At 59.0% G+C, this 24,117-nt stretch carries 19 protein-coding genes and 3 pseudogenes; 8 read left to right on the top strand and 14 right to left on the bottom strand.

Annotated elements, in window-relative coordinates:
* Positions 1–3: 3 nt before the first annotated feature.
* From V8359_RS14695 to V8359_RS14655, 9 genes and pseudogenes are all read right to left on the bottom strand, one after another.
* On the bottom strand, positions 4–996 hold the full coding sequence (locus tag V8359_RS14695; RefSeq protein WP_336429786.1) for a TniB family NTP-binding protein: 993 nt from the start codon (positions 994–996) through the stop codon (positions 4–6).
* A complete protein-coding gene (locus V8359_RS14690) occupies positions 993–3,371 on the bottom strand; it encodes a Mu transposase C-terminal domain-containing protein (RefSeq protein ID WP_336429785.1) in 2,379 nt (792 codons plus the stop codon). Before V8359_RS14690 ends, V8359_RS14695 begins: the two co-directional genes overlap by 4 nt.
* Positions 3,368–4,039 (bottom strand): hypothetical protein, encoded by a 672-nt coding sequence (locus V8359_RS14685; protein ID WP_336429784.1) that lies wholly within the window; start codon positions 4,037–4,039, stop codon positions 3,368–3,370. Before V8359_RS14685 ends, V8359_RS14690 begins: the two co-directional genes overlap by 4 nt.
* 1,040 nt (positions 4,040–5,079) lie before the next feature.
* A complete protein-coding gene (locus V8359_RS14680; RefSeq protein WP_336429783.1) occupies positions 5,080–5,838 on the bottom strand; it encodes a hypothetical protein in 759 nt (252 codons plus the stop codon).
* Entirely contained in the window at positions 5,835–6,371 is a 537-nt protein-coding gene (locus V8359_RS14675) for a hypothetical protein (RefSeq protein WP_336429782.1), read from the bottom strand. Before V8359_RS14675 ends, V8359_RS14680 begins: the two co-directional genes overlap by 4 nt.
* Before the next feature lie 46 nt (positions 6,372–6,417).
* Positions 6,418–6,642, bottom strand: a pseudogene (locus V8359_RS14670) (hypothetical protein); the annotation flags it as partial.
* Positions 6,643–6,713: 71 nt separating this feature from the next.
* The gene (locus V8359_RS14665; protein ID WP_336429781.1) at positions 6,714–7,478 is read right to left on the bottom strand and encodes a M48 family metallopeptidase; all 765 of its coding nucleotides are present in this window, start codon (positions 7,476–7,478) and stop codon (positions 6,714–6,716) included.
* On the bottom strand, positions 7,468–8,337 hold the full coding sequence (locus tag V8359_RS14660; RefSeq protein ID WP_336429780.1) for a DEAD/DEAH box helicase family protein: 870 nt from the start codon (positions 8,335–8,337) through the stop codon (positions 7,468–7,470). Before V8359_RS14660 ends, V8359_RS14665 begins: the two co-directional genes overlap by 11 nt.
* Positions 8,334–9,614: a type I restriction-modification system subunit M gene (locus V8359_RS14655; RefSeq protein WP_336429779.1), complete on the bottom strand. Its 1,281-nt coding sequence runs from the start codon at positions 9,612–9,614 to the stop codon at positions 8,334–8,336. The genes V8359_RS14660 and V8359_RS14655 overlap by 4 nt, the downstream gene beginning before the upstream one ends.
* Before the next feature lie 476 nt (positions 9,615–10,090).
* Between V8359_RS14655 and V8359_RS19345 the strand changes: the two are divergent.
* Positions 10,091–11,290 (top strand): annotated as a pseudogene (locus tag V8359_RS19345) (P-loop NTPase fold protein); the annotation flags it as partial.
* 888 nt (positions 11,291–12,178) lie between these two features.
* Here the strand turns inward: V8359_RS19345 and V8359_RS14645 are convergent.
* Positions 12,179–15,607: an LAGLIDADG family homing endonuclease gene (locus tag V8359_RS14645; protein WP_442970389.1), complete on the bottom strand. Its 3,429-nt coding sequence runs from the start codon at positions 15,605–15,607 to the stop codon at positions 12,179–12,181.
* Positions 15,608–15,667: 60 nt separating this feature from the next.
* Positions 15,668–15,892 (bottom strand): annotated as a pseudogene (locus V8359_RS14640) (ribonucleotide reductase N-terminal alpha domain-containing protein); the annotation flags it as partial.
* A 264-nt stretch (positions 15,893–16,156) separates the two neighbouring features.
* On the opposite strand from V8359_RS14640, the gene gap reads away from it, so the two are divergent.
* From gap to V8359_RS14615, 5 genes are all read left to right on the top strand, one after another.
* On the top strand, positions 16,157–17,158 hold the full coding sequence (gap, locus tag V8359_RS14635; RefSeq protein ID WP_336429777.1) for a type I glyceraldehyde-3-phosphate dehydrogenase: 1,002 nt from the start codon (positions 16,157–16,159) through the stop codon (positions 17,156–17,158).
* 256 nt (positions 17,159–17,414) lie between these two features.
* Positions 17,415–17,672, top strand: a complete 258-nt coding sequence (locus tag V8359_RS14630; RefSeq protein WP_336429775.1) for a PepSY domain-containing protein — start codon at positions 17,415–17,417, stop codon at positions 17,670–17,672.
* 55 nt (positions 17,673–17,727) lie between these two features.
* A complete protein-coding gene (locus V8359_RS14625; protein ID WP_336429774.1) occupies positions 17,728–18,267 on the top strand; it encodes a cytochrome b/b6 domain-containing protein in 540 nt (179 codons plus the stop codon).
* Positions 18,264–18,800 (top strand): helix-turn-helix transcriptional regulator, encoded by a 537-nt coding sequence (locus tag V8359_RS14620; RefSeq protein ID WP_336429773.1) that lies wholly within the window; start codon positions 18,264–18,266, stop codon positions 18,798–18,800. Before V8359_RS14625 ends, V8359_RS14620 begins: the two co-directional genes overlap by 4 nt.
* A 55-nt stretch (positions 18,801–18,855) precedes the next feature.
* Positions 18,856–18,999 (top strand): hypothetical protein, encoded by a 144-nt coding sequence (locus V8359_RS14615; protein ID WP_336429772.1) that lies wholly within the window; start codon positions 18,856–18,858, stop codon positions 18,997–18,999.
* Positions 19,000–19,135: 136 nt separating this feature from the next.
* On the opposite strand, the gene coaD is transcribed toward V8359_RS14615, so the two are convergent.
* From coaD to V8359_RS14600, 3 genes are all read right to left on the bottom strand, one after another.
* A complete protein-coding gene (coaD, locus tag V8359_RS14610; RefSeq protein ID WP_336429771.1) occupies positions 19,136–19,627 on the bottom strand; it encodes a pantetheine-phosphate adenylyltransferase in 492 nt (163 codons plus the stop codon).
* Positions 19,628–19,736: 109 nt separating this feature from the next.
* Positions 19,737–20,177 carry a CBS domain-containing protein gene (locus V8359_RS14605; protein ID WP_336429770.1) on the bottom strand — a complete coding sequence of 147 codons (441 nt, stop codon included), beginning with the start codon at positions 20,175–20,177 and terminating at the stop codon, positions 19,737–19,739.
* A gap of 57 nt (positions 20,178–20,234) precedes the next feature.
* Positions 20,235–21,128: a LysR family transcriptional regulator gene (locus V8359_RS14600; RefSeq protein WP_336429769.1), complete on the bottom strand. Its 894-nt coding sequence runs from the start codon at positions 21,126–21,128 to the stop codon at positions 20,235–20,237.
* A 109-nt stretch (positions 21,129–21,237) separates the two neighbouring features.
* Here V8359_RS14600 and V8359_RS14595 point away from each other — a divergent pair, with 109 nt between their 5' ends.
* Complete coding sequence (locus V8359_RS14595) at positions 21,238–22,737, top strand: CoA-acylating methylmalonate-semialdehyde dehydrogenase (protein WP_336429768.1); 1,500 nt, start codon at positions 21,238–21,240, stop codon at positions 22,735–22,737.
* 192 nt (positions 22,738–22,929) lie between these two features.
* Positions 22,930–24,057, top strand: coding sequence for a carboxylate-amine ligase (locus V8359_RS14590; protein WP_336429767.1), 1,128 nt, complete (start codon positions 22,930–22,932; stop codon positions 24,055–24,057).
* Positions 24,058–24,117: the final 60 nt, after the last annotated feature.

Here is a 24,117-nt window from a genome sequence, read left to right as displayed (position 1 = left end):
GGTTCAACCCCGCTCGATCTTCTTCTGCTGGCGCTTGGAGCGCGCCTGTTCGTATGCCTCGGCCCCTGCATCCAGTGAGATGGACATCCAATCAGGCGCCCAAAAGATGTTGGAGCCGGGATCACACCCTTCCTGCATGGCCCAGGCCTCGGCGAAATGATCGATGGTCAGGAAGGTCGCACCGTCGAAAATGGCGCACTCGATCGCGTTGACGATGGTCTCGATCGCCCGCCCGAAACGATAGCGACTGCCCGTCATCAGGCGGACCGCCAAATCATCGGGCAGCCGCGCTGTGATGCCAGCCTCGTCGCAGTAGCCGTCGATCATCCCGAAAATGTCGTCCTGGTCTGTGCTGTGGTCGAGATCCGACGGCGCGATCTTGGTGAAGCGCCGCGACACCTGCGGATCGAAGCTGGTCATCTCACCGAGCCTCCGTGTTCCGCTGAGGATCGGGATCACCGCGTTGTCACCTTGCATGAGCGTCTTGATCGTCCTCAAAGTCGTTTCGGTCTCGTTTGCCGACTGCGCCATGACGAGGTCCTGGGCCTCATCCAACCACAGGACCTTGATGCCCATCTGACCCAACCGCTTCCGCACGGCGCCCCAGATTTCCCAGGCCTTGGCAGTCGAGGAGACACCGGACATGCCGGTTGCCTCCAGGATTGCAAGGCCAACACTCTTGTGCGTCGCAGGACTGGGAATCTGGATCTCCAGGTACCGCGGATGGCCCGTTTCGGGGTTCATCTTCAGCGCGCTGGTCGATTGCAGCACGGTCCGGATTGCAGTGGTTTTACCACCTCCAGCAGCTTCGATGACGGCAATGCCGCGCGTTTCCTTGTCCGCGGTAAATCGGCATGGCTCGGCGGTCAGGCGATCCTCGTCATCGACCTGCAGTAGCCGGGCAAGGTGTTTCTGCACCGCAGCGGTGCGCTCGTTGGGCACGTGCATGTCGCGCAGGCTCTGCACCAGTTTGCCCTTGGGAATTTTAATGGTCATTGGTCGTCCTCCTTGGGTTTGCGCGGAACCCATGCTGTCCGCTGGCGGGTGGCTGATTTGACAGGCGGCGTGTCCTGGCCGCTGCGAGGTGCCGCGGATCCTTGGTCAGGGTCTTGGTGGTTCTGGACATCCGGCGACGCGGGCACATCATCGGAGGTCTTGCGACGGGTCGTGGTCCTGACCGGACGGTCGGGATCGGGCTCGCGCGGGGCGATTTCACGGCCTGCTTCCTTGCCATCGACCCGAAGCGAGCGCGCTTCGGTGGTGCGGAAGGACGTGAACAGCTCCGCCTCGATCTCTTCCAGACGCTTGTCGGAAATGGAGGTGTCCAGGATCCCAAAAGCCGTGGATTTTTCCTGCACAAGAGCTTCGATGTCATCGATGGCCTTGAACACGACCTCTTCTTCCCAAGCCCGTCGTGACGCTGATTTCGCGCGCAGGGCACGGCGGGCTTTCAGCCAGACATGCAGGTTCACACCGCGGAACCGGTCGTGCACAGAGGGAACCTCACGCCACGCACCGTCGAGATAAACCTCGATCGCACCAAGATCAGTTTGATCCCATCTTACGTCCACCCGATTGGAGCCCGGCTGCATGTAGAACAGGGCGAGGTCTTCGCTGTGATACCGAACGCCCATCACCGTGATACCCTCGCGCGTTACGGTGCGCGGGAGTTGGCTTCCGAAGGCGAGCCGTTTCGAGCGAACATCAGGCAGAGCACGCAAGGGGTAATTCCCGCTTTCCATGTCGGCGTCCCACTGTTCAAGCGGCGTACGACCCCCAAGACCTTCGTGAGGCTTGTTGTGGTAAATATCGACGATCCATCGCACCAAAGCGAATGCCACATCTTCGGCGTCGAGACAGGCGCGGTCCTCGGCCGGGTAATCGCCCCGTTCGCGAGGGTTGGAAAACGTGCGACCAAAAAGTCGCGGCATCAAATCGAGGACAGCGGTGTAGAACAGTCGTTCGATTTCCCCGCGCATACCGGGAATACCACCAATCGTGCGCAACACAATCATCTGGAGATCGAGGCAGGCGTTCTGGAAAACGCTCGCCTTGAAACCTGGACCATTGTCGGAAGCGAGGAGTTCCGGAACAAGGGCGTGTGGCCACGTGCAATTCGATCTGACACTGTCAGACCATTCGCCCTTGTCGCTGACCACCATGCGAAGGCATTCGCGTGCCGCGCTGCCCGATGGATTGCGGGTCAGCTTCATTCCGAGGCAGATCCTGGTGCGGCAATCGATGGCGGCAACAAGCCACCACCGGGCTTTTTCACCATCAAGACCAAGCGCTTTGAGATGTTCTTCGCCAAAGACCGTTTCGAGCTTTGCAGATCGCATGATGGAGAGCAGATCAATGCACCATTCATCGATTTCGACGCGCTCGCCCGGGCGTGAGACTTCGAGCCCCTTACCGACGGGCCGGAGCTTCTTCATCGCTTCCTCGCGCCCGTACCGAGCGATAAGAACCGTCAAACGGTCAAGCTTCTTGATTGTCCGACGAACCGCATCACGGCCCGGCACGTGCAGTAGTGTAACCTCTTCTTCCTCACTGCGTTTGTTGCGCTCACGGCGATTGTTTTCGTCCCTAAACCCTCGCTGCACATCCACGACCGTTGCCTTGATCGACTTCTGCTCGGGCGTGAGATAACTGCGCTTGATGATGTCCATCAGCAGCGCCTGTTCCTCAGGCCGAAGAAGGCTGGTCCTGTTGCCGGATTTCGAGAGGTCGTCGGCCAATGCCGGAAGTCCGTGGGCTTGGTAATCTGCGTAGAGTTTCCGTAGGTAGTCGGAGCTATAGAGTTTGACGCCCTCCTTGGCCACGCCCCCCCGATTTCGGCGAACACCCTTGCGTACCCGATCCGGCAGGCGACCTTTTTCCATTTCGCTTTCGAGCAGGTCGCGTTCCGTCGCCTCGGCTTTCAAGTAAGCTTCTGCGCGCGATGCGATCTCGGGGCGCGCGGCCTCGATCTCCACTGTGTTTGGACGAATGAGACCTTCAGACTCCATGTCACTGATTGCCTTGATCTGGCTGAGGCGCGACTCAAACCTGAACCTGGCTTTTCCGGTCAGGTTCGATGGATGGAAATCAAAGGCCGAAGTCGCCGGCGATGGCTTTAGCTCGTCCGGTAGGTAGTAGCCAACCTCGTGCTTGATATCACCCGATGTGCTCAAGCGGGCCAGCGTGCCCATCGGGAAGACCTCTGTCAGCCCGACACCGCTTGCGGGTATCAGCTCGGCGTTGTCGCCAGACATGCCGAGGAAACGGTAGGGCTTGCCATGAATGAGAAGCCGATCATGGATATCCAGACGAAATCTGGTCTTCACCGGCTTGGCTTCGCCAAGGCTGTGCTTGTTGGGGACGATGGTCATTGACGCTTTCCTTTCCATTCAACGAGGCTCTCAGGGGTGATTTTTTCGGAATGCAGGGGCGCGAGCTCACCTGCTGAAATCAGCCGCAGAAGGGCTCGATAGCCGCGGGCTGCGAGGCCAGTTTTCTGCGTGAGAAGGTCAAGGCGAACAGCACCGCACAACTCCTGCGCCACGGCACGCGCTGCGTCCTCTGCTTCCGGATCAATGTCGCGCAATGCTGCGTTGATGTTCGCGTTGTGAAGGACGACCCGATCGATATCGGCCTCGGTCAAGAGACGCACCGACTTGGCGAACCCCTTCTCTTGAACCCACCAGGCGATGGTGCGCATTTCCTCGACATGACGACCGGACTTGAGGCGCACTTCGGGCTTGACCGGATATGCAATGCGCTCTCCCGAGGCTTTGGTGACGACCATGTCGAAGAAGTGCCATTTCTCATTTTGCCGGCCGAATGTGAAAAGCACCTGCTCCTGGACTGCGGCGACATCGGGCCGGGTGGCCTCGATCTGCAAGTGGCAGAGTTCAAGGTGTGACTCCGCTTGAAAGCGGGTACCTGAGTTCTCACCAAGGACGGTGAAGCCGGTACAATGTGCAGTCGACGCATTCTTGATACTGCGATCCCCACGGGATTGCGCAGGCAATACGCGACCCTCCGAATAAATCGGCATTTTGATTTCCTTTCGTATAGGAAGACCACCCGCCGGACTTCAGTCCGACGCTGCCCGAAGGCGGCGGTTCTATTTTCGGGATTTTCTGAAAGCGACCACTTGGATTCCCGTTGGTGATCGCTTGGCCCTTTTGGATCTATCGATCCGCATGGGTGGATTTGGATTTAGATGTAAACAGCCACTTTTCGTGTCCTCTTCAATCGCGTGTCTGACGCCCCACTTCCCAGTCTTTCAGGCCCGACAGATCAAACATTAGCCCTTTGCACGTAGCACGAAACGAAAGGGTCAATTTTTTACTAAAGTTCGCTGCCGCATGTTTCATGTGGCCTTCAAGGTACGCACTGTTCCTCGCCAAACAACCGCGATTTTCGCCCGAAATTTATTTTCGAAAATCGTTTCGTCGCAGGAAAATATGGACAATGTGGGATCAATGAAAATTACTAACCGATTGTTATTTATGTATATATTATTGCAAAGTGTTGCAGAGGCGGATCAGCTGCGCTCTCGCCCTCAGCGACAAGCGTCAAATTTCCGGGCAAACAGCGTGATATCCAATGATTTAGGTGTTGCAGAAATACCAATGCCGGGACGCTCTTAAAGCCATGCGCTTACGTCGAAAGACCTCGAATGATTCGAGGATGCATAGAGCCGATGATCCTAACCCGCGGATTTTCCAATGGGCGTGACCGCACCTCCGGTAGCTATACCCGAAAGTTGGTGACGGCGTGATCAGGCGGCGGCGTGATGGTAGGCTTCGTCATGTGGCGTATCCTTTTCTCTTCGGAGAACTGACGGCGCGTAAACACCGCCATGATATGCCGCCCCTCAGGGGCCATTACCAACTTTCAGCTATATCTCATTACATCCCGGACCCGAACGTTACCCACGATTTTATCGTCCCAGGCATCGAGGTCTGAGCGGCGTATTACGACGGCTTCGCGCAGATCTCGGCAGCTCTTGCAGTGCTCGACGCAGGCACAGCGACTGAAGAAGAGGCCGTCGCGGCAATCAATGCAATCGTGCCAGGGGCGTGAACTTCATCAAGAAGCCATCGCGTATTTTCGGATATCCTCGTCGGTCGCGCTCATTGCGACGATATTTGCGACATCACCAACCATCTGAGCTTTTTCGTCCAACGTCTCTATGTCTTTGACCATTGCATTCAGCGAAACGGCCTCATCTGCCGCGCGTATATCTGAGAACATAAGAAACCTACTCGAAACCGAGTTCGCGTGAAGCGACATAGCCTCGAAGACTGCCTTCTGCCTGTTTGGGAAAACCACAACGTTGTGTGCGTCCCAGTGCGCATGTCGGCCTGCAATGTCTGCTGTCTTGGCGACCATCTTTGGTCCGAAAACGCTACGGATGCGGTCAAAGATTTTTTCGTTTTCCTTGCGTTCCTTCGCTTCAGATGCACTCCGGATTGCCTCGGATGCTGCTTGGTTTGACGCGTTGGCGACGCACACGATAGCCGCCTCCAGTCGCCCTTCTGGAACCCAGAGGGCAAACATGGAGTGACCATCAAACTGCACGGCGAATTCATCTGCAATCCTTTTCGCGGCGTTCGCATAGAAGTCTTGTGCAGCGACGAATTCGGTCTCGACGAGACCATGGCCCATGTCAGAAACCCAGTATTTATCGTTGTTCCGCTCAATCTCAACAACGGCAGTTGCCCCGCTCGGATACATGACTGGAACGTCAATCACGAGTCGGCCATCGATGCCGCGGACGGCAGCAATGCGAGACAGAGCTTTATGAACTCTATCAATGGCTTGTGTATCGTTCTCAGTCGTTTTCACAGCAGTTGGCCTTGGTCGCCCGGATTTGGGACGTCCCCTTCGTTTATTATGTTGGTTCTACGACAAACATAGTCGAGAGCGGTAGAAAAATCTTCCGGCGGGTCTTCAACAATTCGCGCTTGCTCGTCTGTTCGTTTGCGCAGAGAGCCATCGTTGCGTAGGCTATCGTAAAAGATATGCTCATGCGGCACGCCGGCATCAATGCGAAGGCCGTTGATTTCGTCTGGGCCGTATAGCCTATTCATGTGTGGCTTAACCGGATTCAGTTCGAAGCGATACAGCGCGATATTTGTCCTACCTGTAGGTAGATCGCAGTCGAGCTGGAAAGTTACGTGGGTGAGCGAGCCAGGGTAAACCATGGCACGGAAAAACACGCCGCGTGGGATCCCTGAGTCTATCTGAACGCGTGCCTCGAGTTTCCTGAAATATTCGGTTTTCTTGTTGCTCTTTGGAACAGATTCCCAACGCAGCGGCTTCAAGAGCCGCTTCTCCGAGACAAAAATTCTATCGGCATCAGCGTAAGGAATAGGCATTTCGACTCAGGACCATAGCCGAGATGCATGTGCTTGTCCTGTCTAAGTGGCGCACGAGGCGGGACCGGCCATCTTCGGTCGTCTCATCGGCATGGGCGGCAAGCAGAGTTGACAGCTCTGCTTCCACCGCCTGCTCGATCAGGCGACGCGCGCCAGAACGCAGGATGTCTGTCAGCGGATCGGGTGAAAATCCCGTTGGATCAGGCAACGGCGTGAGGGTAGACTTCGTCCTGCGGCATATCCTTTTCTCTTCGGAGAACTGACGGCGCATGAACACCGCCTTGATATGCCGCCCCTCAGGGGCCATCACTAACTTTCAGCTATATCTCCACCTCCGGACGATCAGGTCACTATGTCCGGCGTGATCCTGGCTGTCACACCACCTTCAAAACCTGGTTCATGGGCAAGAGGTAGCGCGTTGAGATCTGAGCGAACTTGTCGCCACCCGGGCATGTGGCGGTCAAGTGTGGAGACAAACCGGTCATCATGGCGCGGTGATACGAAATGCGCCATTTCATGCAGGATAATATAGTCGAGGCAGTGAAGCGGTTTCTTGGCAAGTTCGAGGTTGACCCAAACCTTTCCGCTATCCGGGTTGCAGCTGCCCCACTTCGTTTTCATGCGTCGGATGCCCCAACTCGGCACAGGGACATGCAGGCGGTTCGACCATTTCGCAATGCGCGGCTCGACCTTGGCCCGGAGAAGTCGTCGATACCAGCGCCCCAGCTGTGCATGGCGGTCCTCGATGCCAGCGCCTTCTGGTGATGTCATGGCGAGCCGATTGCCGGGCTGCAGGTCCAGCTTGGGACGCCCGATTGTAAGTTCCAGTCTGCAGGCCCGTCCAAAAACATAGTGGGTTTCACCTGAGACGTATTCGCGAGGGCCTTGCCGCGGCTGCTTTCGGAATTCGGCTTGTTTCCTCTTGATCCAGGGGAGGCGGGTCAGCACGGCCATCTTGACGGCGTCATCGCTGATGGCAGGCGGTGCAGCAACGCGCACATGCCCCATGGGGGGATAAACCCCGACATGCAGGTTCTTGATGTTCTTCCGAACGATCTCGACCGTGAGCCCGGCGATCTCGACCTGCGCGACGGCGTCAGTACTCATCGTGTTCTCTTACGAGATCCAGGACTTCCTGGGACATCTCTGCGGACCCGAGTATATCCTCCAGAGCACGCAGGACCTTCCGCTCCTTCATACGGTTGCCACGCCAACCGGCCTGCGCGGTTGTCCTGACCGCACGATCCAACTCCAGGGTTTGCTTAATGTCCTGGTCAAGGTTGTCGTAGAGGGCCTTGCAGCCGGGCGTTGATATTTCGTCTGGATAATCAGTCCCGTGTCCGGATTTTATCTGACGGACCAGCGAGCAGACAACCCGGTCCTCGGGGCTGGCCAGCGCATCCATCAGGTCGGCGCCGCTCTTGGCGCGGCGCACCTTGTCCCCTGTCCCGCCGAAGACCTGGTTGACGATCTGTTGGTCCAGCTCCTTGCGGTCGGTGATGATAAGAACCCGCGCATCCGGGTTATGCTCCTGGATCCAGCGCGCCAGCATCACCATGATCAGGCTTTTGCCCGAGCCTTGCGTTTGCCAGATGATGCCGCCCTCGCGGTCGCGCACCCGGTCCTGTGTAGCTTTCACCGCGAAATACTGATTGGGGCGGGCGATCTTCTTGGTGCCGGCGTCGAACAGCGTGAAATCGTGGACCAGCTCAAGAAATCGCTCCGGCGCCATCATCTGGGTGATGTCGCGGTCCAGCCGGTTGATGATCTCGCTCTCTTCCTTCCAGGCGAGCCAGTAGGGCTGTGGCGTCTGGATCGCGGCATAGCGCAGGCCCTCGCTGTCATTGCCGGCGAAACACATCTGCACTGTGGTGAAGAAATGCCGGATGAAGCGCGGGTCCTGATTGTCGAGGGTCTGGCGGATGCCTTCTCCGACGCCGACGGTCGACCGTTTCAGCTCGATCACGCCCAGGGCGATGCCATTCGCGTAAAGAACGATATCGGGGCGCTTGCCATATAGGCATCGGTGATCTTGTGAATGTCCCGCTCGCGCAGGCGGTTCTTGTTGCCGTCCTTCAGGAAGCCCCGCGAGGCATCGATCATGTAGACCGGGCGCTCCTCGGTCGCCTCGGACTTGTCCAGCACCAGGATCGAGGCAGGGATACCCGTGCCGTAAAACAGGTTCGGCGGCAGGCCGATGATCGCCTTGATATACCCCCGCCGCAGGATCTTTTCACGCAGCACCGCCTCCTTGTTGCCGCGGAACAGAACACCATGCGGAAGGATCACCGCACCGGAACCTGTAGCCTTCATCGAGGCGAGGATATGGAGAAGGAAGGCGAAGTCGCCATTCTTGTCGGGCGGGGTGCCGATATGAAACCGCCCGAAAGGCTCTTCCGCCGGGTCGGTCTCGAAGCCATTGGCCCAGGCCTTTAGCGAAAACGGTGGATTGGCGACGACAAAGTCGTGCTGCATCAGCTGCCCGCCGGATGTCGTGAACTCGGGATCGGCCAGCACGTCGCCCTGGGCGATTTCCGCCGTTTCCTTTGCGTGCAGGATCATGTTCATCACCGCGAGACCGCGGGTCGTGATGTCCATTTCCTGGCCGAAGATCGACAGATCGATCGGGGCGGACTCCGCCGCTTTCAATAGCAGGGACCCCGATCCGCAGGCCGGGTCATAGACGCTTTGCTTGGGGTTTGTGGCCCGTTGAACGCCACAGACCGCGGCGACGACGCGCGAGACCTCTGCCGGGGTATAGAACTGACCTTTGCTCTTGCCGGACTCGGTCGCGAAATTCCGCATGAGGTATTCGTAGGCGTCACCGAGCAGGTCGTCGCCGTCCGCGCGGTTGCGCGCGAAGTCCAGTTCCTCACGGCTGAAGATGTTGATCAGGTTGGTCAGCGTCCCGATCATCTTTTGACCGCGTCCGAATTTCTCGGGATCATTGAAGAAGGCACGATCGACCACGCCGCTGAGATCATTCTCCTCGGCAATGCGCGAGATGACCTTGTCCATCTTCTCGCCAATTTCCTTGTCGCCACGCAGGGCGCGGAGATCTGACCAGGAACATCCCTCAGGCACTTCGATCAGGGCGTTAGACTGGCCGGCACGGTCGGAGACATACTTCAGGAAAAGAAGTGTTAGGATGTAATCCTTGTAAAGCGAGGCATCCATGCCTCCGCGGAGCTGGTCGCAGCTTTCCCAGAGGGATCGATAGATATCGCTTTTCTTAATTGCCATGAAGTGCCTCTGTGCTCGCTAAGCGTCCTAAGAACCATAGAAAATATGGGAAGGTAATGCTTATACCCAAAGCAGAATTTCAACTAATGCTCAACAAACTTGACGTGCCTTGAGGTCGACCGCTCGCTGCTGCACCCGCAGGGGTTGAGTTGGTCGGGCCTTGATCGGCATGGCGCAGGAGGCACGCCGTTCAGCGTCCAGCGCGTTGGCGCAGGCTTCAGAACTTTTTGAGCCAGCCGTTTTTGTCTCGAGAGATCTGTGCCTATATGCGCGATGTTTCATCGTTCTGCTAACAACAACGAGCCAAGAAGCTGCTTCTACTGCCTCGCACCCGGTTAGAAGCTTTTTATCTGGCGTACCTTTTAAGGGCATGCTGCTCTTACAAGCAATCCTTGATTGCATGATTGTGTCTCAAAGGCCTATTTGTTCTAAAGTGCCCCCTAAAAGCGCTTAACCATTGGTTGCCCAAAAAAAGAATGCGCATGTCAAAGAAAATCATCCGAGAAGTTATCCTCGACACTCCCACCGACAAAGACCAGTTTCGGGGAAGAGGGCATGACCGAACAGCCCAATCTCTGGCTGACGCCATTAGAAGCTTTGACGATGCCGATCGAGCAATTGGCCTTGAAGGCCCTTGGGGAAGCGGAAAATCCAGTGTCGTCGAGATTGCAGCTCAGAAACTGAACGACGGCTCAACCAATAAGGACGTCTCTCATCATTTCTTCACTTTTGACATTTGGAAGTCTCAAGGGGGTGGTTTTCGTCGATCGTTCTTGGAGCATTTTGTTGCTTGGGCGATATCCGAGTTCCCGCAGAAAAAGAAACATCTAAGGGAAATCGAAGCAGACATTCGGGGCAAAAAGAGAGAGATTACGACCAATAACCAACCAATTTTGGGATGGTTTGGGATCATTCTACTCTTCCTGCTGCCATTGTTCCCGATCTACTACTTTTGGGCCAAGGTCGAGTTTGACGAGTTGAGTAAGCTACCGGAAACCGACCTCCTGGATTACCTGTCTTCAGCGCCGGCGGCAGTTTTTGGCGCTTTGGCAATTAGCACAATACTCGCAGCGTTGCATCGTCAGTTCTACGGGTCCAACGAAAAAGCTGGGTTCAAGGCGGCAATTTCAAGCGTGTTGCTGATTACTTCAAAGCAACACCAAGACCACAAATCGGTCCAACGTGGTCGTGAAATCGACCCTAACGATTATGAGTTTCAGTCGACTCTCAGGAAAGCTCTCTCTGCCGTCCAAGACAAGCGTAAGCGTGTCGTGGTTGTATTGGACAATATCGATCGACTTCCTCAGGGAGAGATACAGGAAACGTGGGCGCTTGTGCGCTCCGTATTCTCAGGCTCTTTAAGTCTAAATGATACCGTCCCGGATGAAACCATCACTGCGATTGTTCCTTACGACCGGGCTCTGATCGAGCAGACCGTTAGTGAGAGCGCAGGATTTACTTCTGGAACTCAAACCAATGGGGTAACTCGTCTGTCGTCCCGAGAGCTGTTCTCGAAAACCTTTGATGAGATCCTCACGGTTGCCCCTCCGATCATGTCTAACGCGAAAGAGTTTTTTTCCGGTATTCTGGATCGATCTCTACGAGGTCAAATCTCAAGCGATGATAGCTTTCGCACCTATCGCATATTCTCAGAGATACTTCGCGCAGAGGGTGGTGTAACAACACCGCGCCAAGTCGTTTCGTTTGTGAACGATGTAAGTGGCTTATACGCGTTGCATCAGGGGCGGTTTGCTTTGCCAACTGTTGCAACCTTTTTGGCTCATCGGGATCTGATTACATCGGATCCGGGAGTTTTGAACAACGAGGAGGCGCTTGACTCAAGAATTGTTGATCTCGCGTCTGATCCACATCTTGCGAAGAATCTCGCGGCAATGGTTTTCAACGTTGAACCCGAACATGCCTTCGAAGTTCTTCTGGATGATCCCCTGGCCAATGCGATCATTGCGCCTGACAGCGCAGAGTTGGAAAAACTATCAAAATCATCCGGCTTTGATCTTCGCGTTGATGATGTAGTGAACCAAAACGCGGCAGAATGGCAGTCTACCGGCGACTTCGGAACTGCGGTCATAAATTTTTCCGAAATTTTCACTGTTTATGACGGAGAGGCGACAAGACTGTCACCCTCTGCGCGGAGCCAGCGCAGAAACTCACCAAGCTTGTTCATGTGCCGGAGCAGGGCACGGATATCGGGAATGTGTTTCATGGGATCACCTTTCCTGGTGGAATGCGCGGGCCCGCCATGGGCCGCGTCAGAAGATCCCTGCTCCGGTCAAATGATTTCGTTTCCAGCGTCCGCGTCATCACCGGCACGAGGTTGCTCGGCGCGGCCTCATCAAGAGGGCCGCGCCCGACACACCCCTGCCGGTGCTGGCGCGCAAACTCAGTCTGAAGGGCCAGATTTCGGGGTCCGAAATCTACTTCGGAAAAAGTCTATACCTGCCAGTGCCTTACAGACGCTGGCAGAACTTTCGCCGACGCGTGGCAGTAAAATTCGCCGATTTGGCATAACTACGCCCGCAACGACAATCAGCACGCCTCCCTCTTCACTCGCATTTGGAATAGCCACAGCTCGGGCAGGTCATGCACCCCTCGATCATCTGCATGCCATAGGCCCCGCAGGCCGGACAAGCCGTGCCGCGGTTGCCGAGATTGACGACCTCCGCACGCGGATCGGTCTTGAGGCCCATCCCCTCTCCTTCGAGAAAACCGGTGCGGATCATGTGCTGTTCGAGAATGCCGCCAATGGCCGCGAGGATCGACGGCACGTATTTGCCGCCCATCCAAGCACCGCCGCGCGGATCGAACACCGCTTTCAACTCTTCGACCACGAAACTCACATCACCGCCGCGCCGGAACACCGCGCTGATCATCCGGGTCAGCGCCACGGTCCATGCGAAATGCTCCATGTTCTTGGAATTGATGAACACTTCGAAGGGCCGCCGATGCCCGGCCAAAACGATATCGTTGACGGTGACATAGATCGCGTGGCTGCTGTCGGGCCATTTGAGCTTGTAGGTCGCACCCTCCAGCTCCGTGGGCCGGTCCAGCGGCTCGGCCATGTAAATGACGTCGCCGTCGTCGAAAGTGCCCCCCATTCGCGGCTGCGCACCCTCAAGCTCTGAGGGCAGTTCCCGGCCGCTGGTGGGGGGGAAGCCACCGCCCGTGGGGGCGGCCGTGCGCAGCCCGGCGGTGCCGCCGGGCTTGGTAGCTGTTACCTCATCGTTGCCAAACAGAAGCCAGCCTGCTGATACACCAAAGGTCCTTGCGACTGAGTCCGCTGCGTCACGTGTCAAGTTTCGTTCGCCAGTTATCCAGTTGTTGTAACGCGTCGTCGTCACTCCAACTGCTTCTGCTGCCGCCTTCTGAGTTTCATAGCCTGCATGATTCTGCGCCCAAATAAGTCGTTCCATCGTAGACGCGAGTTTTGGCAGCTCAGTCTTCGGTTTTCCCTCCCCAACACTCAACACCGACCCCGTCACATCGTTCGGCCGGTATGTCGTGCAGCCCTTGCAGCCGGTATCCCACGCCTGCATGTAAACGTCCTTGAAATCGGCAAAGCTGATATCCGCCGGACAGTTGATCGTCTTGGAAATCGAGCTGTCGACCCATTTCTGGGCCGCCGCCTGCATCTTCACATGCTCCTCGGGGGCCAGCGTCTGTGCGTTGACGAAATGGTCGGGCAGCTCTGCGTCGCCGAATGTATCGCGCCACATCTGCACGGCGTAATCCACGACCTCCTCCTCGGTGCGGCTTCCATCCTTCTGAAGAACCTTGCGGGTGTAGGAATAGGCAAAAACCGGCTCGATCCCGGAGGACACGTTGCCAGCATAAAGGCTGATCGTCCCGGTGGGCGCGATCGAGGTCAGAAGCGCGTTGCGGATGCCATGTTTGGCGATGGCCGCGCGTACCGAGTCGTCCATTTCCTGCATGGTGCCCGACGCAAGGAATTCGTCAGCGTCAAACAGAGGAAACGCTCCCTTTTCCCGCGCCAGATCGACGCTCGCAAGATAAGCGGCAACGGCAATCTTGTGCATCCATATTTCGGTCTGCCGCACCGCCTTGTCCGAGCCATAGCGCACGCCCAGCATCAAAAGCGCGTCCGCGAGCCCGGTCACACCCAGACCGATGCGGCGCTTGTTACGTGCCTCCTCGGCCTGTGCCGCAAGCGGGAATTGCGACACGTCCACCACGTTGTCCATCATCCGCACCGCCACGCGAACCAGGTCCTTGAGCGCCGCCGCATCGAGCCGCGCCCGCGGCCCGAACGGATCGATCACCAGCTTTGCGAGGTTGATACTGCCCAACAGGCAGGCCCCATAGGGCGGCAAGGGCTGTTCGCCGCAATTGTGCACATATAGACCGTTGGCATCGAAGGCATTCACCCCCGGCACCGAGACGTCGAAGACCTCCGCCTCGCCATCCTTTGCCACATCCGCCACCACGGCAGTGAACCGTTCACGGTTCAGCGCCCGGCGATAGCCGCTGAGCGCTGCCTGCAGCCGGCGCGCTTTTTCCGGATCGGCAAAGCCTACCTTGTCGGCATAGACCGGCAGGTTGTCTCCGGAAATAGCCAATTCGTGCTGCGCGCGGACCGGATAGGCGCGCTGCCCGCCCTTGCCGTCCGGCAATGTGCTCTCGCCCGCCGCTCGGCGGTCGCGGTAGAGGGATGATTGAATCCCCAGCCGGGCCAGCATCCTCTGTGCCGCCTGCAACAGGCTGGCATCGCTCTGCGCAAGTCGAACCGAAACACCCTTCTCCTGGCTGCCCTGCACCGACCCGTCGGCATCGAACACCCCGCGCAGCACGGCGGCACAAAAACCGGGCGAAGCAGCCTCGATTTCGGCGGTCAGCGTCTTGTGACCTTGCCGCAGCCCATACGCCTGTGCCAGCGTCGTCAGCGCGGCGGTGCCGATGCGATACTCACCCCGGCCCGGAATCTCTTGCCATCCGGCAAAATCGGCGCGGTGCGGCAGGTCGCGCAGCAGCGTCTCCACGTGCTCCATGACCGGGCTCGCCAACAGGGTACCATTGCCACAGGCCGCCTTGGGCCAGACCGATATCAGCGTCTTATCCGCCCGGATCACGCCATCGCCGATCAGCAGGCCCAACAGGTAGCCGCGTTCGTCCTCGGGCTTCGTCGTCGCATCGGCACGACGGTGATCGTGCAGCATCACCTCGTCACCGGGCCGCAAATCGCCCGCCGCCACCCAATCGCTTTCCAGCCGCCAGCGGGTCTTCTCCGTCACCTTGCGCACCCGGTGATCGGCAGTTAGCCGCAGGCTGCGTCCGCAGGTCGTGGCGAGGCGGAGCACCGGCTTTACCCCTGTAGCAAAGAATCCCTCCGGCCCGCTATCATATGCCTTGCCATCCACCACTGCCCGGAACGGCAGCCCGATCAGGTCGCGCACCTGTCGCGCGCCTTCCTCGGTCGCGACCCATGTCCCGGCGGTGACGCAAGGGTTGGTCGCCGAGATCGTCTCACAGTAATGCAGGTTGTTGGCGGCGTTGATCCGGTCGATGAAGATCACCCCCGGCTCGGCAAAATCATAGGTCGCCTGCATGATCCGGTTCCACAGGTCTCGGGCCTGGATCGTCTTGTAGACCTTGCCATCAAAGCTCAGCTCCCAAGGCCCGTCCGCCTTGACCGCCTCCATAAAGGCATCGCTGACCAGAACGCTCAGGTTGAACATGCGAAGCCGCGCCGGATCGGCCTTGACCGCCACGAACTCCTCGATGTCGGGGTGATCACAGCGCATTGTCGCCATCATCGCGCCACGCCGGCTTCCCGCGCTCATGATCGTGCGGCACATCGCATCCCACACATCCATGAAACTAAGGGGGCCGGAGGCATCGGCGCCCACCCCCTTCACGTCCGCGCCTTTGGGCCGGATGGTCGAGAAATCATACCCGATCCCGCCCCCCTGCTGCATGGTCAGCGCCGCTTCGCGCAGCGCGTCGAAAATACCGCCCATGTCGTCGGGGATCGTCCCCATCACGAAACAGTTGAACAAGGTCACACTGCGCGCCGTGCCCGCCCCCGCTGTGATCCGCCCCGCCGGCAGGAAACGGAAATCTTCCAGCGCGGCATAGAAGCGGTCCTCCCACATCTTCGGATCCGCCTCGACCTCGGCCAGCGATCGTGCGATCCGGCGCCAGGTATCTTCGACCGAGGCATCATGCGCGGTGCCACAGGCATCCTTGAACCGGTATTTCATATCCCAGATCGACCGGGAAATCGGAGCAGCGAATCGGGACATGAGGAAACCGTATATATGGGGTGAACGAAAGGTAAACACACTAGCTGTTGCGGCCAATCGGGTCAAGCTTCCGCCTAGGCCACATCGCCCGAACGTCCCGCTTGGCCTCATGTTCCGCCGCATCTTTCATGCCTTCGGCGAGGATATTTGCGGCAAGAACAAAGCACCTCGGGGTATTTAACGCTAACAGCCGCGCTTTATGGCTTTCGGGCAATCTCCCCCGCCTCTATATCGCGGCCAACGCCATTCAGACAGGAGAACCCCATGACCATCAAAGTCGGCATCAACGGGTTCGGCCGCATCGGCCGCTGCACGCTCGCTCATATCGCGCAATCGGGTCGGGATGACATCGAGGTCGTCAAGGTCAACGCCACCGGCCCGCTCGAGACGGCAGCCCACCTGATCAAATACGACAGCGTGCATGGCCGGTTCGCAAACGACATCACGCTCGGCGATGGCACCATGGACCTCGGGCGCGGCCCGATGCAGATGTTCTCGACCTATGACATGGACGCGCTTGACTGGTCTGGCTGCGATGTCGTGCTTGAATGCACGGGCAAGTTCAATGACGGCGAGAAAGCGAAAAAGCATCTTGAGCGTGGCGCCGGCAAAGTGCTTTTGTCCGCCCCCGGCAAGAACGTGGACCGCACCGTCGTGTTCGGTGTGAACGATGGCGATCTGACGGCCTCCGACACGATGGTTTCCAACGGGTCTTGCACCACGAATTGCCTCGCACCCGTCGCCAAAGCCCTGCATGACGCGATCGGCATCGAAAGTGGCATCATGACCACGATTCACGCCTATACAGGCGATCAGCCCACGCTCGACCGCCGGCACAACGATCTATACCGCGCCCGCGCCGCCGCGATGTCGATGATCCCCACCTCCACCGGCGCCGCCAAGGCCCTGGGCGAGGTGCTGCCCGCGCTCAAGGGCAAGCTTGACGGCTCTGCCATCCGGGTGCCCACACCCAATGTTTCAGCGGTGGATCTGACCTTCGTCGCCGCCCGCGACGTGACCGAGGCGGAGGTGAACGCCGCCATCGAAGCGGCCGCAAGCGGCCCGATGAGGGGTGTTCTGGGCTACGACCCCGAGCCCAAGGTCTCGATCGACTTCAACCATACCGAGGAAAGCTCGATCTTCGCACCGGACCAGACCAAGGTCATCGGCAACCGCCTTGTCCGTGTGCTGGCCTGGTATGACAACGAATGGGGCTTTTCGGTGCGCATGGCCGACGTGGCCGTCGCCATGGGCAAGCTGGGCTGACCTTTACCGACCCCTTGTCGGGCCTGTTTCGCGAAACATACCGCAGGGATTGCTGACGTCCCGCCACCGAACACCCCCGAGGCCCTGAGCTTCGGGGGTTTTTTGCGTCCGTCGGCGGAAACCGGCCATAAACCTTGGGTCTATGCACCCGCTTCTATGCCCCCGGTGCAATGGCCCGCGCCGCCCGGTCTTGTCAGGGTGTTCCCAGTCGGGAGCAAATCCGCATCCCGCAAGACAAACCCGGAAAGGACAGCAAATGACTCGCATAATCGCCCTCACTCTGGCCATCGCCGCCGGCGGCATGGTCCATGCCTCGGACAGCTACAGCTCGATGGCGCTCGATGACACCACCCGCGCCAAGATTGCCGAAACCCTCACCGCAGACGGCTACGACGTCCGCAAGGTGGAAACCGAAGACGGCATGTTTGAGGCTTACGCACTGAAAAACGGCCAACGCTACGAGATCTACCTCGACCGCGACTTGAATGTCGTGAAGACAGAGATCGACGACTGACGCCCGCGGCGGCCTGCATACCCCCTGTGCAGGCCGCGCCAGGAAAGGCAATTCCATGACTGAATATCGCATCTGGGATCCGTTTGTGCGGATCTTTCACTGGGCATTGGTGGCAAGCTTCGCCGCCAACGCGCTGGTGATCGACGACGACAGCACCCTGCACGAATGGGTGGGTTACGCCGTTCTGGCGCTCGTGGCTACGCGCATCCTATGGGGCCTTGTCGGCTCTCACAGTGCGCGCTTCGCCGCGTTCTGGCCACGCCGCAGCACGGTGATGGCCCAGATCAGCGACATCGCCACCCGCCGCAATCGCACCCATCTGGGTCACACGCCACTTGGGGCGCTGATGATCCTCAATCTTCTGGCCACGATGCTGGCTATCGGTGCGACCGGCTACATGATGACCACCAATGCCTTTTGGGGCATAGACTGGGTGGAAGAGACGCACGAGGCGCTGGTCAACTGGGCCTGGCTCTCTGTGGTGCTGCATGTGGCGGCGGTGATCTTCGAAAGCTGGCGCACCGGTGTCAACCTGCCGCGTGCCATGGTAACGGGTCGCAAAAAGGTGCCGGACACGGTAAATCTCGTCAAATGACCCAAAGGGTTTCCGACAGGCCCGGCATGCTGGGTGCCCTGATCGCGGTGCAGTCACTCTGCGCCGCGTTCTTCCTGTGGGATGTTGTGGACGATCTCGGCCCGAACGGGCTGCGCGGGTTGACCAACCTGCATATCGCGGTCGAGACATTGGCGGCTTTGGCACTGATCTCCGCGATCGTGTTCGAAGCGCGCTACCTGATGCGCCTTCTACGCCGCAAGGCGCACCTTGAGGACCAAGTCTCGATCGCCTCGGGCGCGTTTCACGACATCATGCTTGCGCATTTCGATCGCTGGGGCCTCACCCCTGCCGAAAACGATGTGGCGCTTTTCGCCATCAAGGGGCTGTCCATCGCCGACACCGCCCGATTGCGCGGGTCGGCCGAGGGAACGGTCAAAGCCCAACTCAACGCTGTTTACCGCAAGGCGGGCGTGTCGGGGCGCGGGGCGCTTCTGGGCTTGCTGATCGACGATTTGATGCAAGGGCCACTAACCACTCACGCCTCCACCCAAAGCCAAGGCCGCTTGCGGTAAATCGCCCGGTCGGGCATACCCGGCAGGACGCTTTCCTTTTCCGGGCCGCCCCATCATGACCAACCGCATCGCGCTCATTCTCGGCCTCGCCATTCTGGTACTGCTCGCGCTTGACTGGGTCTATCAGGACTGGGCGGGCACGCTCTTTCTTGGACGGAAATTCGCAGCGTTGGTCGAATGGACAGCCTTCTGGCGGTGATTCCGGTCTGTTGACGCCATCACCGACAGGCGCATTGTCAGCCTGCTGGCATGGTATGACAATGAAGGGGCGTCGTCGTGCCAAATGGCGGTTACCGCCGTGACCATCGACCGGCAGCTATAAGCGTTTCACCCGATCAGCGCATTTTCTCTTCAAGCGCGGCGTTCACCTCGGGCGTCACGAACTTGCGCACATCCCCGCCAAGCCGGGCAATTTCCTTCACGAGCTTCGAGGCAATCGCCTGATGGTTGGCATCCGCCATGAGAAATACCGTTTCGATACTGTCATCCAGCGCGCGGTTCATACCAACCATCTGAAATTCGTATTCAAAATCCGCCACGGCGCGCAGGCCCCGCACGATCAGGCCCGCGCCGACATCCTTGGCACAGTCTATCAACAGGTTGTCGAACGGGTGCGCGACAATCTCGATACCGGTCAAATCGCTCAGCTTGGCGCATTCGGCCTCGATCATCGCCACGCGCTCCTCAAGGTCGAAAAGCGGCCCCTTGTCGCGGTTGATCGCCACGCCAATCACCAAACGGTCGACCAGTGCGCTCGCTCTGCGGATGATATCGATATGGCCCAGCGTGATGGGATCGAACGTGCCGGGATAAAGGCCAATACGCATGTGGGACTCCGTCAGTCAGGTCGCGTTGCAAGCAACACCGATGCGCGCGGATTTGCAAGCCTCGAAAGCAGGCGACAATTGAGGCGACCGCCCCATGATGGTCCGGGGCTCATCGCCCCATGATCATACCCTGAAGCGCGTCCTTCTCCATCGAAAGCTCGCTCAGCCGCGCCGACACCACGTCACCGATGGTCACGATCCCGATAAGCTTGCCCTCCTCGACAACCGGCATGTGGCGGAACCGCCCCTCGGTCATCCGGGTCAACACCTGATCCGAGCTGTCTTCGCGCCCACAGCAGACCGGGTTGCGCGTCATCAGGTCTTCCACCTTATCGTCAAGACAGGTGGCCCCGCGTGCCGCCAGAGACCGTACGATATCGCGCTCCGACAGAATGCCCTCAACCGTCTCTCCGTCGGTCGACACGATCACCCCGCCAATCCGACGCTCCGCAAGGATCGCCGCCACCTCCGAAATGCGATCTCCGGGCTTGACCGTGATCACCTTTCCGGCCCCCTCACCCTTGCCTTTGAGTATCTGCCGCACCAGCATCTGCCATTCCTCCTGTCCTACATGGTGTTTAAGCGTCGTGCATTGCGCACCTGCCTGTCAAGTCAGGGCCTCAAGGCGCGCCACCTCTGCGCGCATCCCGTCACGCAGCACCGCAGCAAAACGGTTGAGCCGCTCCAGTCGCAGATTGTCCGCATGCCGGATCAGGTAGAAGCTCCGCGTGAGGCTGACTTCATCTGTCAGGATTTTCTCCACCCCCGGCGCCGAGGGGATGGCGAAATCATGCACGACCCCGACCCCGGCCCCCTGCCGGATCCAGTTGATCTGAACCGAGACCGAATTCGAAGCGAGATGCACCGCATCAAGCCCCGTTTCACCCAGATAATCCAACTCACGGTCAAAGATCATATCCTGAATATAACCGACGATGCGATGCTGACCGAGGTCCGCCAGTGTCCGTATCGGCGGGGCCTGATCCAGATATCCGCGGGCCGCCGCCAGATGAAGTTTGTAATCCGAAAGCTTTTCGACATGCAGCCGCCCCGCCGTCGGCGCGCTCACCCCGATTGCCATGTCCGCTTCGCGCTTCGACAGGTTGAAGACCCGTGGGAGGGCCACGATCTGGATTTCCAGATCGGGATTGCGCTCGGCGATGGCGGCGCAGACCTGCGGCAACAAGTAATTCGCCGACCCATCGGGCGCCCCAAGTCGTATTTGGCCGCTAAGCTGCCCGGTTTCTCCGGCCAGCCCTTCAAACGCACGGCTCATCTCATCTTCGGCGCGGATCGCCCGCATCATCAGCCGCTGCCCCTCAGCGGTCAGCGCGTAGCCCTGCGGCGATTTCGTGAACAACAGCGCGCCCATCTGCGCCTCGAACCGCGCGATGCGGCGGCCCACCGTGGCCGGATCAACCTTGAGAACCTTGCCCGCCCCCGACAGGCTTTCGCTTCGCGCCACCGCGAGAAACACCTTGAGATCGTCCCAGTTTGCCACTGCCTTCAGCCCCCTTTTGCATTTTTGCAAATCCCCTTTTGATACATTGCCTCTTTTCCAGTCAATTTTGCAACGCTACCCTGCGCGCAAATCTGCAGGAGGATGACACATGAACGAGCTGTATCACTTTATCGACGGCACCCGGACCAAAGGCACGTCCGACCGCTTTTCCGACGTCTTCAACCCCGCCACCGGCGAAGTTCAGGCCAAGCTGCCCATGGCCACGGCTGAGGAAACCGCCGACTACGTCGAACGCGCCGCCAAGGCACAACCGGAATGGGGCGCCACCAATCCGCAAAAACGTGCCCGTGTCATGATGAAAATGGTCGCGCTCATGAACCGCGACATGGACAAGTTGGCCGAGGCGCTCAGCCGCGAACACGGCAAGACGCTGCCGGACGCCAAGGGCGATCTTCAGCGCGGCCTTGAAGTTGTCGAATACTGCATCGGCGCGCCGCAAATGCTCAAGGGCGAGTATACCGACGATGCCGGCCCCGGTATCGACATGTATTCCATGCGTCAGCCCGTGGGCGTCGTCGCCGCGATCATGCCATTCAACTTTCCCGCCATGATGCCGCTCTGGCACGTGGCCCCGGCGCTCGCATGCGGCAACGCCGTCGTGCTTAAGCCGTCCGAACGTGACCCCTCCGTGCCACTCATGCTGGCCGAGCTTTTCGTCGAAGCGGGCCTGCCCAAAGGCGTGTTTCAGGTCGTCAACGGCGACAAAGAGGCGGTCGATACGCTTCTGGATCACGAGATCATCGGCGGCGTCTCCTTCGTGGGCTCCACCCCGATCGCACAATATATCTACAGCCGCGCCACCGCCAACGGCAAGCGCGCGCAGTGCTTCGGCGGCGCCAAGAACCACCTTATCGTCATGCCTGACGCCGACATGGATCAGGCCGCCGATGCGCTGATCGGCGCCGGGTTCGGCGCTGCGGGCGAACGCTGCATGGCTGTCTCGGTGGCCGTGCCCGTCGGCGAGGAAACCGCCGACCGCCTTGTTGAAAAGCTTGTGCCGCGCATAGAGAAACTGCGCGTGGCGCCCTATACGGATGGCGACGATGTCGATTTCGGCCCCGTGGTCACACGCGAAGCCAAGGAACGTATCCTCGGCCTGATCGAAAAAGGCGTCGAAGAAGGGGCCGAGCTTGTCGTGGACAACCGTGACTTCTCGCTTCAGGGCTACGAAGACGGCTTTTTCGTCGGTCCGCACCTGTTTGACCGCGTTACGCCCGACATGGAGATCTACAAGACCGAGATCTTTGGGCCCGTCCTCTCCTGCGTGCGCGCGGGGTCCTACGAAGAGGCGCTGAAACTGGCCATGGATCATGAGTATGGCAATGGGACCGCGATCTACACCCGTGATGGCGACACCGCGCGCAACTTCGCCCACCGCGTCAATATCGGCATGGTCGGTGTCAACGTGCCCATCCCGGTGCCGCTCGCCTATCACACCTTCGGCGGCTGGAAGAAATCCATGTTCGGTGACCTTAATCAGCACGGCCCGGATTCCTTCAAATTCTATACCCGGACCAAGACCGTGACGGCGCGCTGGCCCTCCGGCATCAAAGAAGGTGGCGAATTCAACTTCAAGGCGATGGACTGACCCACCGCCACACAGGATGACAGGAACGGCCCCGCCCCGGCGGGGCCTTTTCTTTTGACCCCGATCCCCCCTCCTGACACCACCAGACAGCACAGCCAGCACCATGGCTTTGCACGGTCGGGAAATTTTCCTTGGCACAGCCGCCAAATCACGCTTTCCTGACATCACCAGACCGAAAGGCGCGCCATGGCCATGACCGAGCCCGATTTCACCATCGGCATCGAGGAGGAATATCTCCTCGTCGATCGTGACAGCTTCGCCTTGGCCGAGGCGCCTCCGGGCCTGATGGAAGACTGCCAGAAAGAGCTTCAGGATCAGGTCGCGCCGGAATTCCTGAATTGTCAGATCGAGATCGGGACCAAGGTCTGCGGCACCGTCGGCGAGGCCCGAGAGGATCTTAAACGGCTCCGCGCTTGTGTGTCCCGGCATGCCGCGCGGCACAACCTCGTCCCGATCGCGGCCTCCTGTCACCCTTTCTCGGACTGGCGCGATCAGAAAAACACCGACAAGGACCGGTATAACACGCTGAAATCCGATCTCGCGGGCGTGGTCCGGCGGATGCTGATCTGTGGCATGCATGTTCACGTGGGCATCAACGATCCAGACCGTCGCACCGACCTGATGAATCAGCTCAGCTATTTTCTGCCGCATCTCCTCGCACTCAGCGGGTCTTCCCCCTTTTGGCAGGGACAGGATACCGGCCTTGCCTGCTACCGTCTCTCGGTTTTCGACAATCTGCCCCGCACCGGCCTGCCCCCCCGAATGGAAAGCTTCTCGGAGTTCGAACGCTCCGTCTCGACGCTTATCGACCTCGGCGTGATCGAGGATGCCTCCAAGATCTGGTGGGATCTACGCCCCTCCTCAAGGTTTCCCACCATCGAATCGCGCATCTGCGACGTGCAGCCCCGGATGGAGCACGCGCTCACCCTCGCGGCACTTACTCAGGCGCTCACCCGCATGCTTTGGCGTTTGGCCGTCCGTAATCAGCGGTGGCGCATTTATGATACGTTTCTCGTCTCCGAGAATCGCTGGCGCGCCCAGCGTTATGGCACCAAGCGCGGCCTGATCGACTTCGGTCGCGGTGAAATCGTAGAGTTCGCCGACCTTCTCGAAGAGATGATCGCGCTGGTGGCCGAGGATGGCAGTCATTTCTCCTCCCTGCGCGAGATCGAGACAGCCCGCGAAATGGCCCAAACCGGCGGCTCCTCCACACGCCAACGGACGGTTTTCGAACACTCACTGGCACAGGACAATTGCACGGACACGGCCTTGCGTGCCGTGGTCCGCCATCTCATCGACGAATTCCATCACGATCTTTGAAGTGGGCCGCAGAGACCGCAGAGCGCGGGAATGGGCTTGGTTTTGGCATCTTGCCGCACA

Origin of the sequence: Roseovarius sp. E0-M6 (assembly GCF_037083845.1) — a bacterium.
GTDB lineage: Bacteria > Pseudomonadota > Alphaproteobacteria > Rhodobacterales > Rhodobacteraceae > Roseovarius.
The sequence above is the reverse complement of the archived record's forward strand: the minus strand, read 5'-3'. Positions and strand labels throughout refer to the sequence as shown.

What these genes read in the sequence shown, in the direction of transcription:
- V8359_RS14695 (WP_336429786.1), bottom strand. Translation starts at nt 996, where the DNA reads ATGACCATTAAAATTCCCAAGGGCAAACTGGTGCAGAGCCTGCGCGAC.
- V8359_RS14690 (WP_336429785.1), bottom strand. Translation starts at nt 3,371, where the DNA reads ATGACCATCGTCCCCAACAAGCACAGCCTTGGCGAAGCCAAGCCGGTG.
- V8359_RS14685 (WP_336429784.1), bottom strand. Translation starts at nt 4,039, where the DNA reads ATGCCGATTTATTCGGAGGGTCGCGTATTGCCTGCGCAATCCCGTGGG.
- V8359_RS14675 (WP_336429782.1), bottom strand. Translation starts at nt 6,371, where the DNA reads ATGCCTATTCCTTACGCTGATGCCGATAGAATTTTTGTCTCGGAGAAG.
- V8359_RS14665 (WP_336429781.1), bottom strand. Translation starts at nt 7,478, where the DNA reads ATGAGTACTGACGCCGTCGCGCAGGTCGAGATCGCCGGGCTCACGGTC.
- V8359_RS14655 (WP_336429779.1), bottom strand. Translation starts at nt 9,614, where the DNA reads ATGGCAATTAAGAAAAGCGATATCTATCGATCCCTCTGGGAAAGCTGC.
- V8359_RS14645 (WP_442970389.1), bottom strand. Translation starts at nt 15,607, where the DNA reads ATGGGCGGTATTTTCGACGCGCTGCGCGAAGCGGCGCTGACCATGCAG.
- gap (WP_336429777.1), top strand. Translation starts at nt 16,157, where the DNA reads ATGACCATCAAAGTCGGCATCAACGGGTTCGGCCGCATCGGCCGCTGC.
- V8359_RS14630 (WP_336429775.1), top strand. Translation starts at nt 17,415, where the DNA reads ATGACTCGCATAATCGCCCTCACTCTGGCCATCGCCGCCGGCGGCATG.
- V8359_RS14625 (WP_336429774.1), top strand. Translation starts at nt 17,728, where the DNA reads ATGACTGAATATCGCATCTGGGATCCGTTTGTGCGGATCTTTCACTGG.
- V8359_RS14620 (WP_336429773.1), top strand. Translation starts at nt 18,264, where the DNA reads ATGACCCAAAGGGTTTCCGACAGGCCCGGCATGCTGGGTGCCCTGATC.
- V8359_RS14615 (WP_336429772.1), top strand. Translation starts at nt 18,856, where the DNA reads ATGACCAACCGCATCGCGCTCATTCTCGGCCTCGCCATTCTGGTACTG.
- coaD (WP_336429771.1), bottom strand. Translation starts at nt 19,627, where the DNA reads ATGCGTATTGGCCTTTATCCCGGCACGTTCGATCCCATCACGCTGGGC.
- V8359_RS14605 (WP_336429770.1), bottom strand. Translation starts at nt 20,177, where the DNA reads ATGCTGGTGCGGCAGATACTCAAAGGCAAGGGTGAGGGGGCCGGAAAG.
- V8359_RS14595 (WP_336429768.1), top strand. Translation starts at nt 21,238, where the DNA reads ATGAACGAGCTGTATCACTTTATCGACGGCACCCGGACCAAAGGCACG.
- V8359_RS14590 (WP_336429767.1), top strand. Translation starts at nt 22,930, where the DNA reads ATGACCGAGCCCGATTTCACCATCGGCATCGAGGAGGAATATCTCCTC.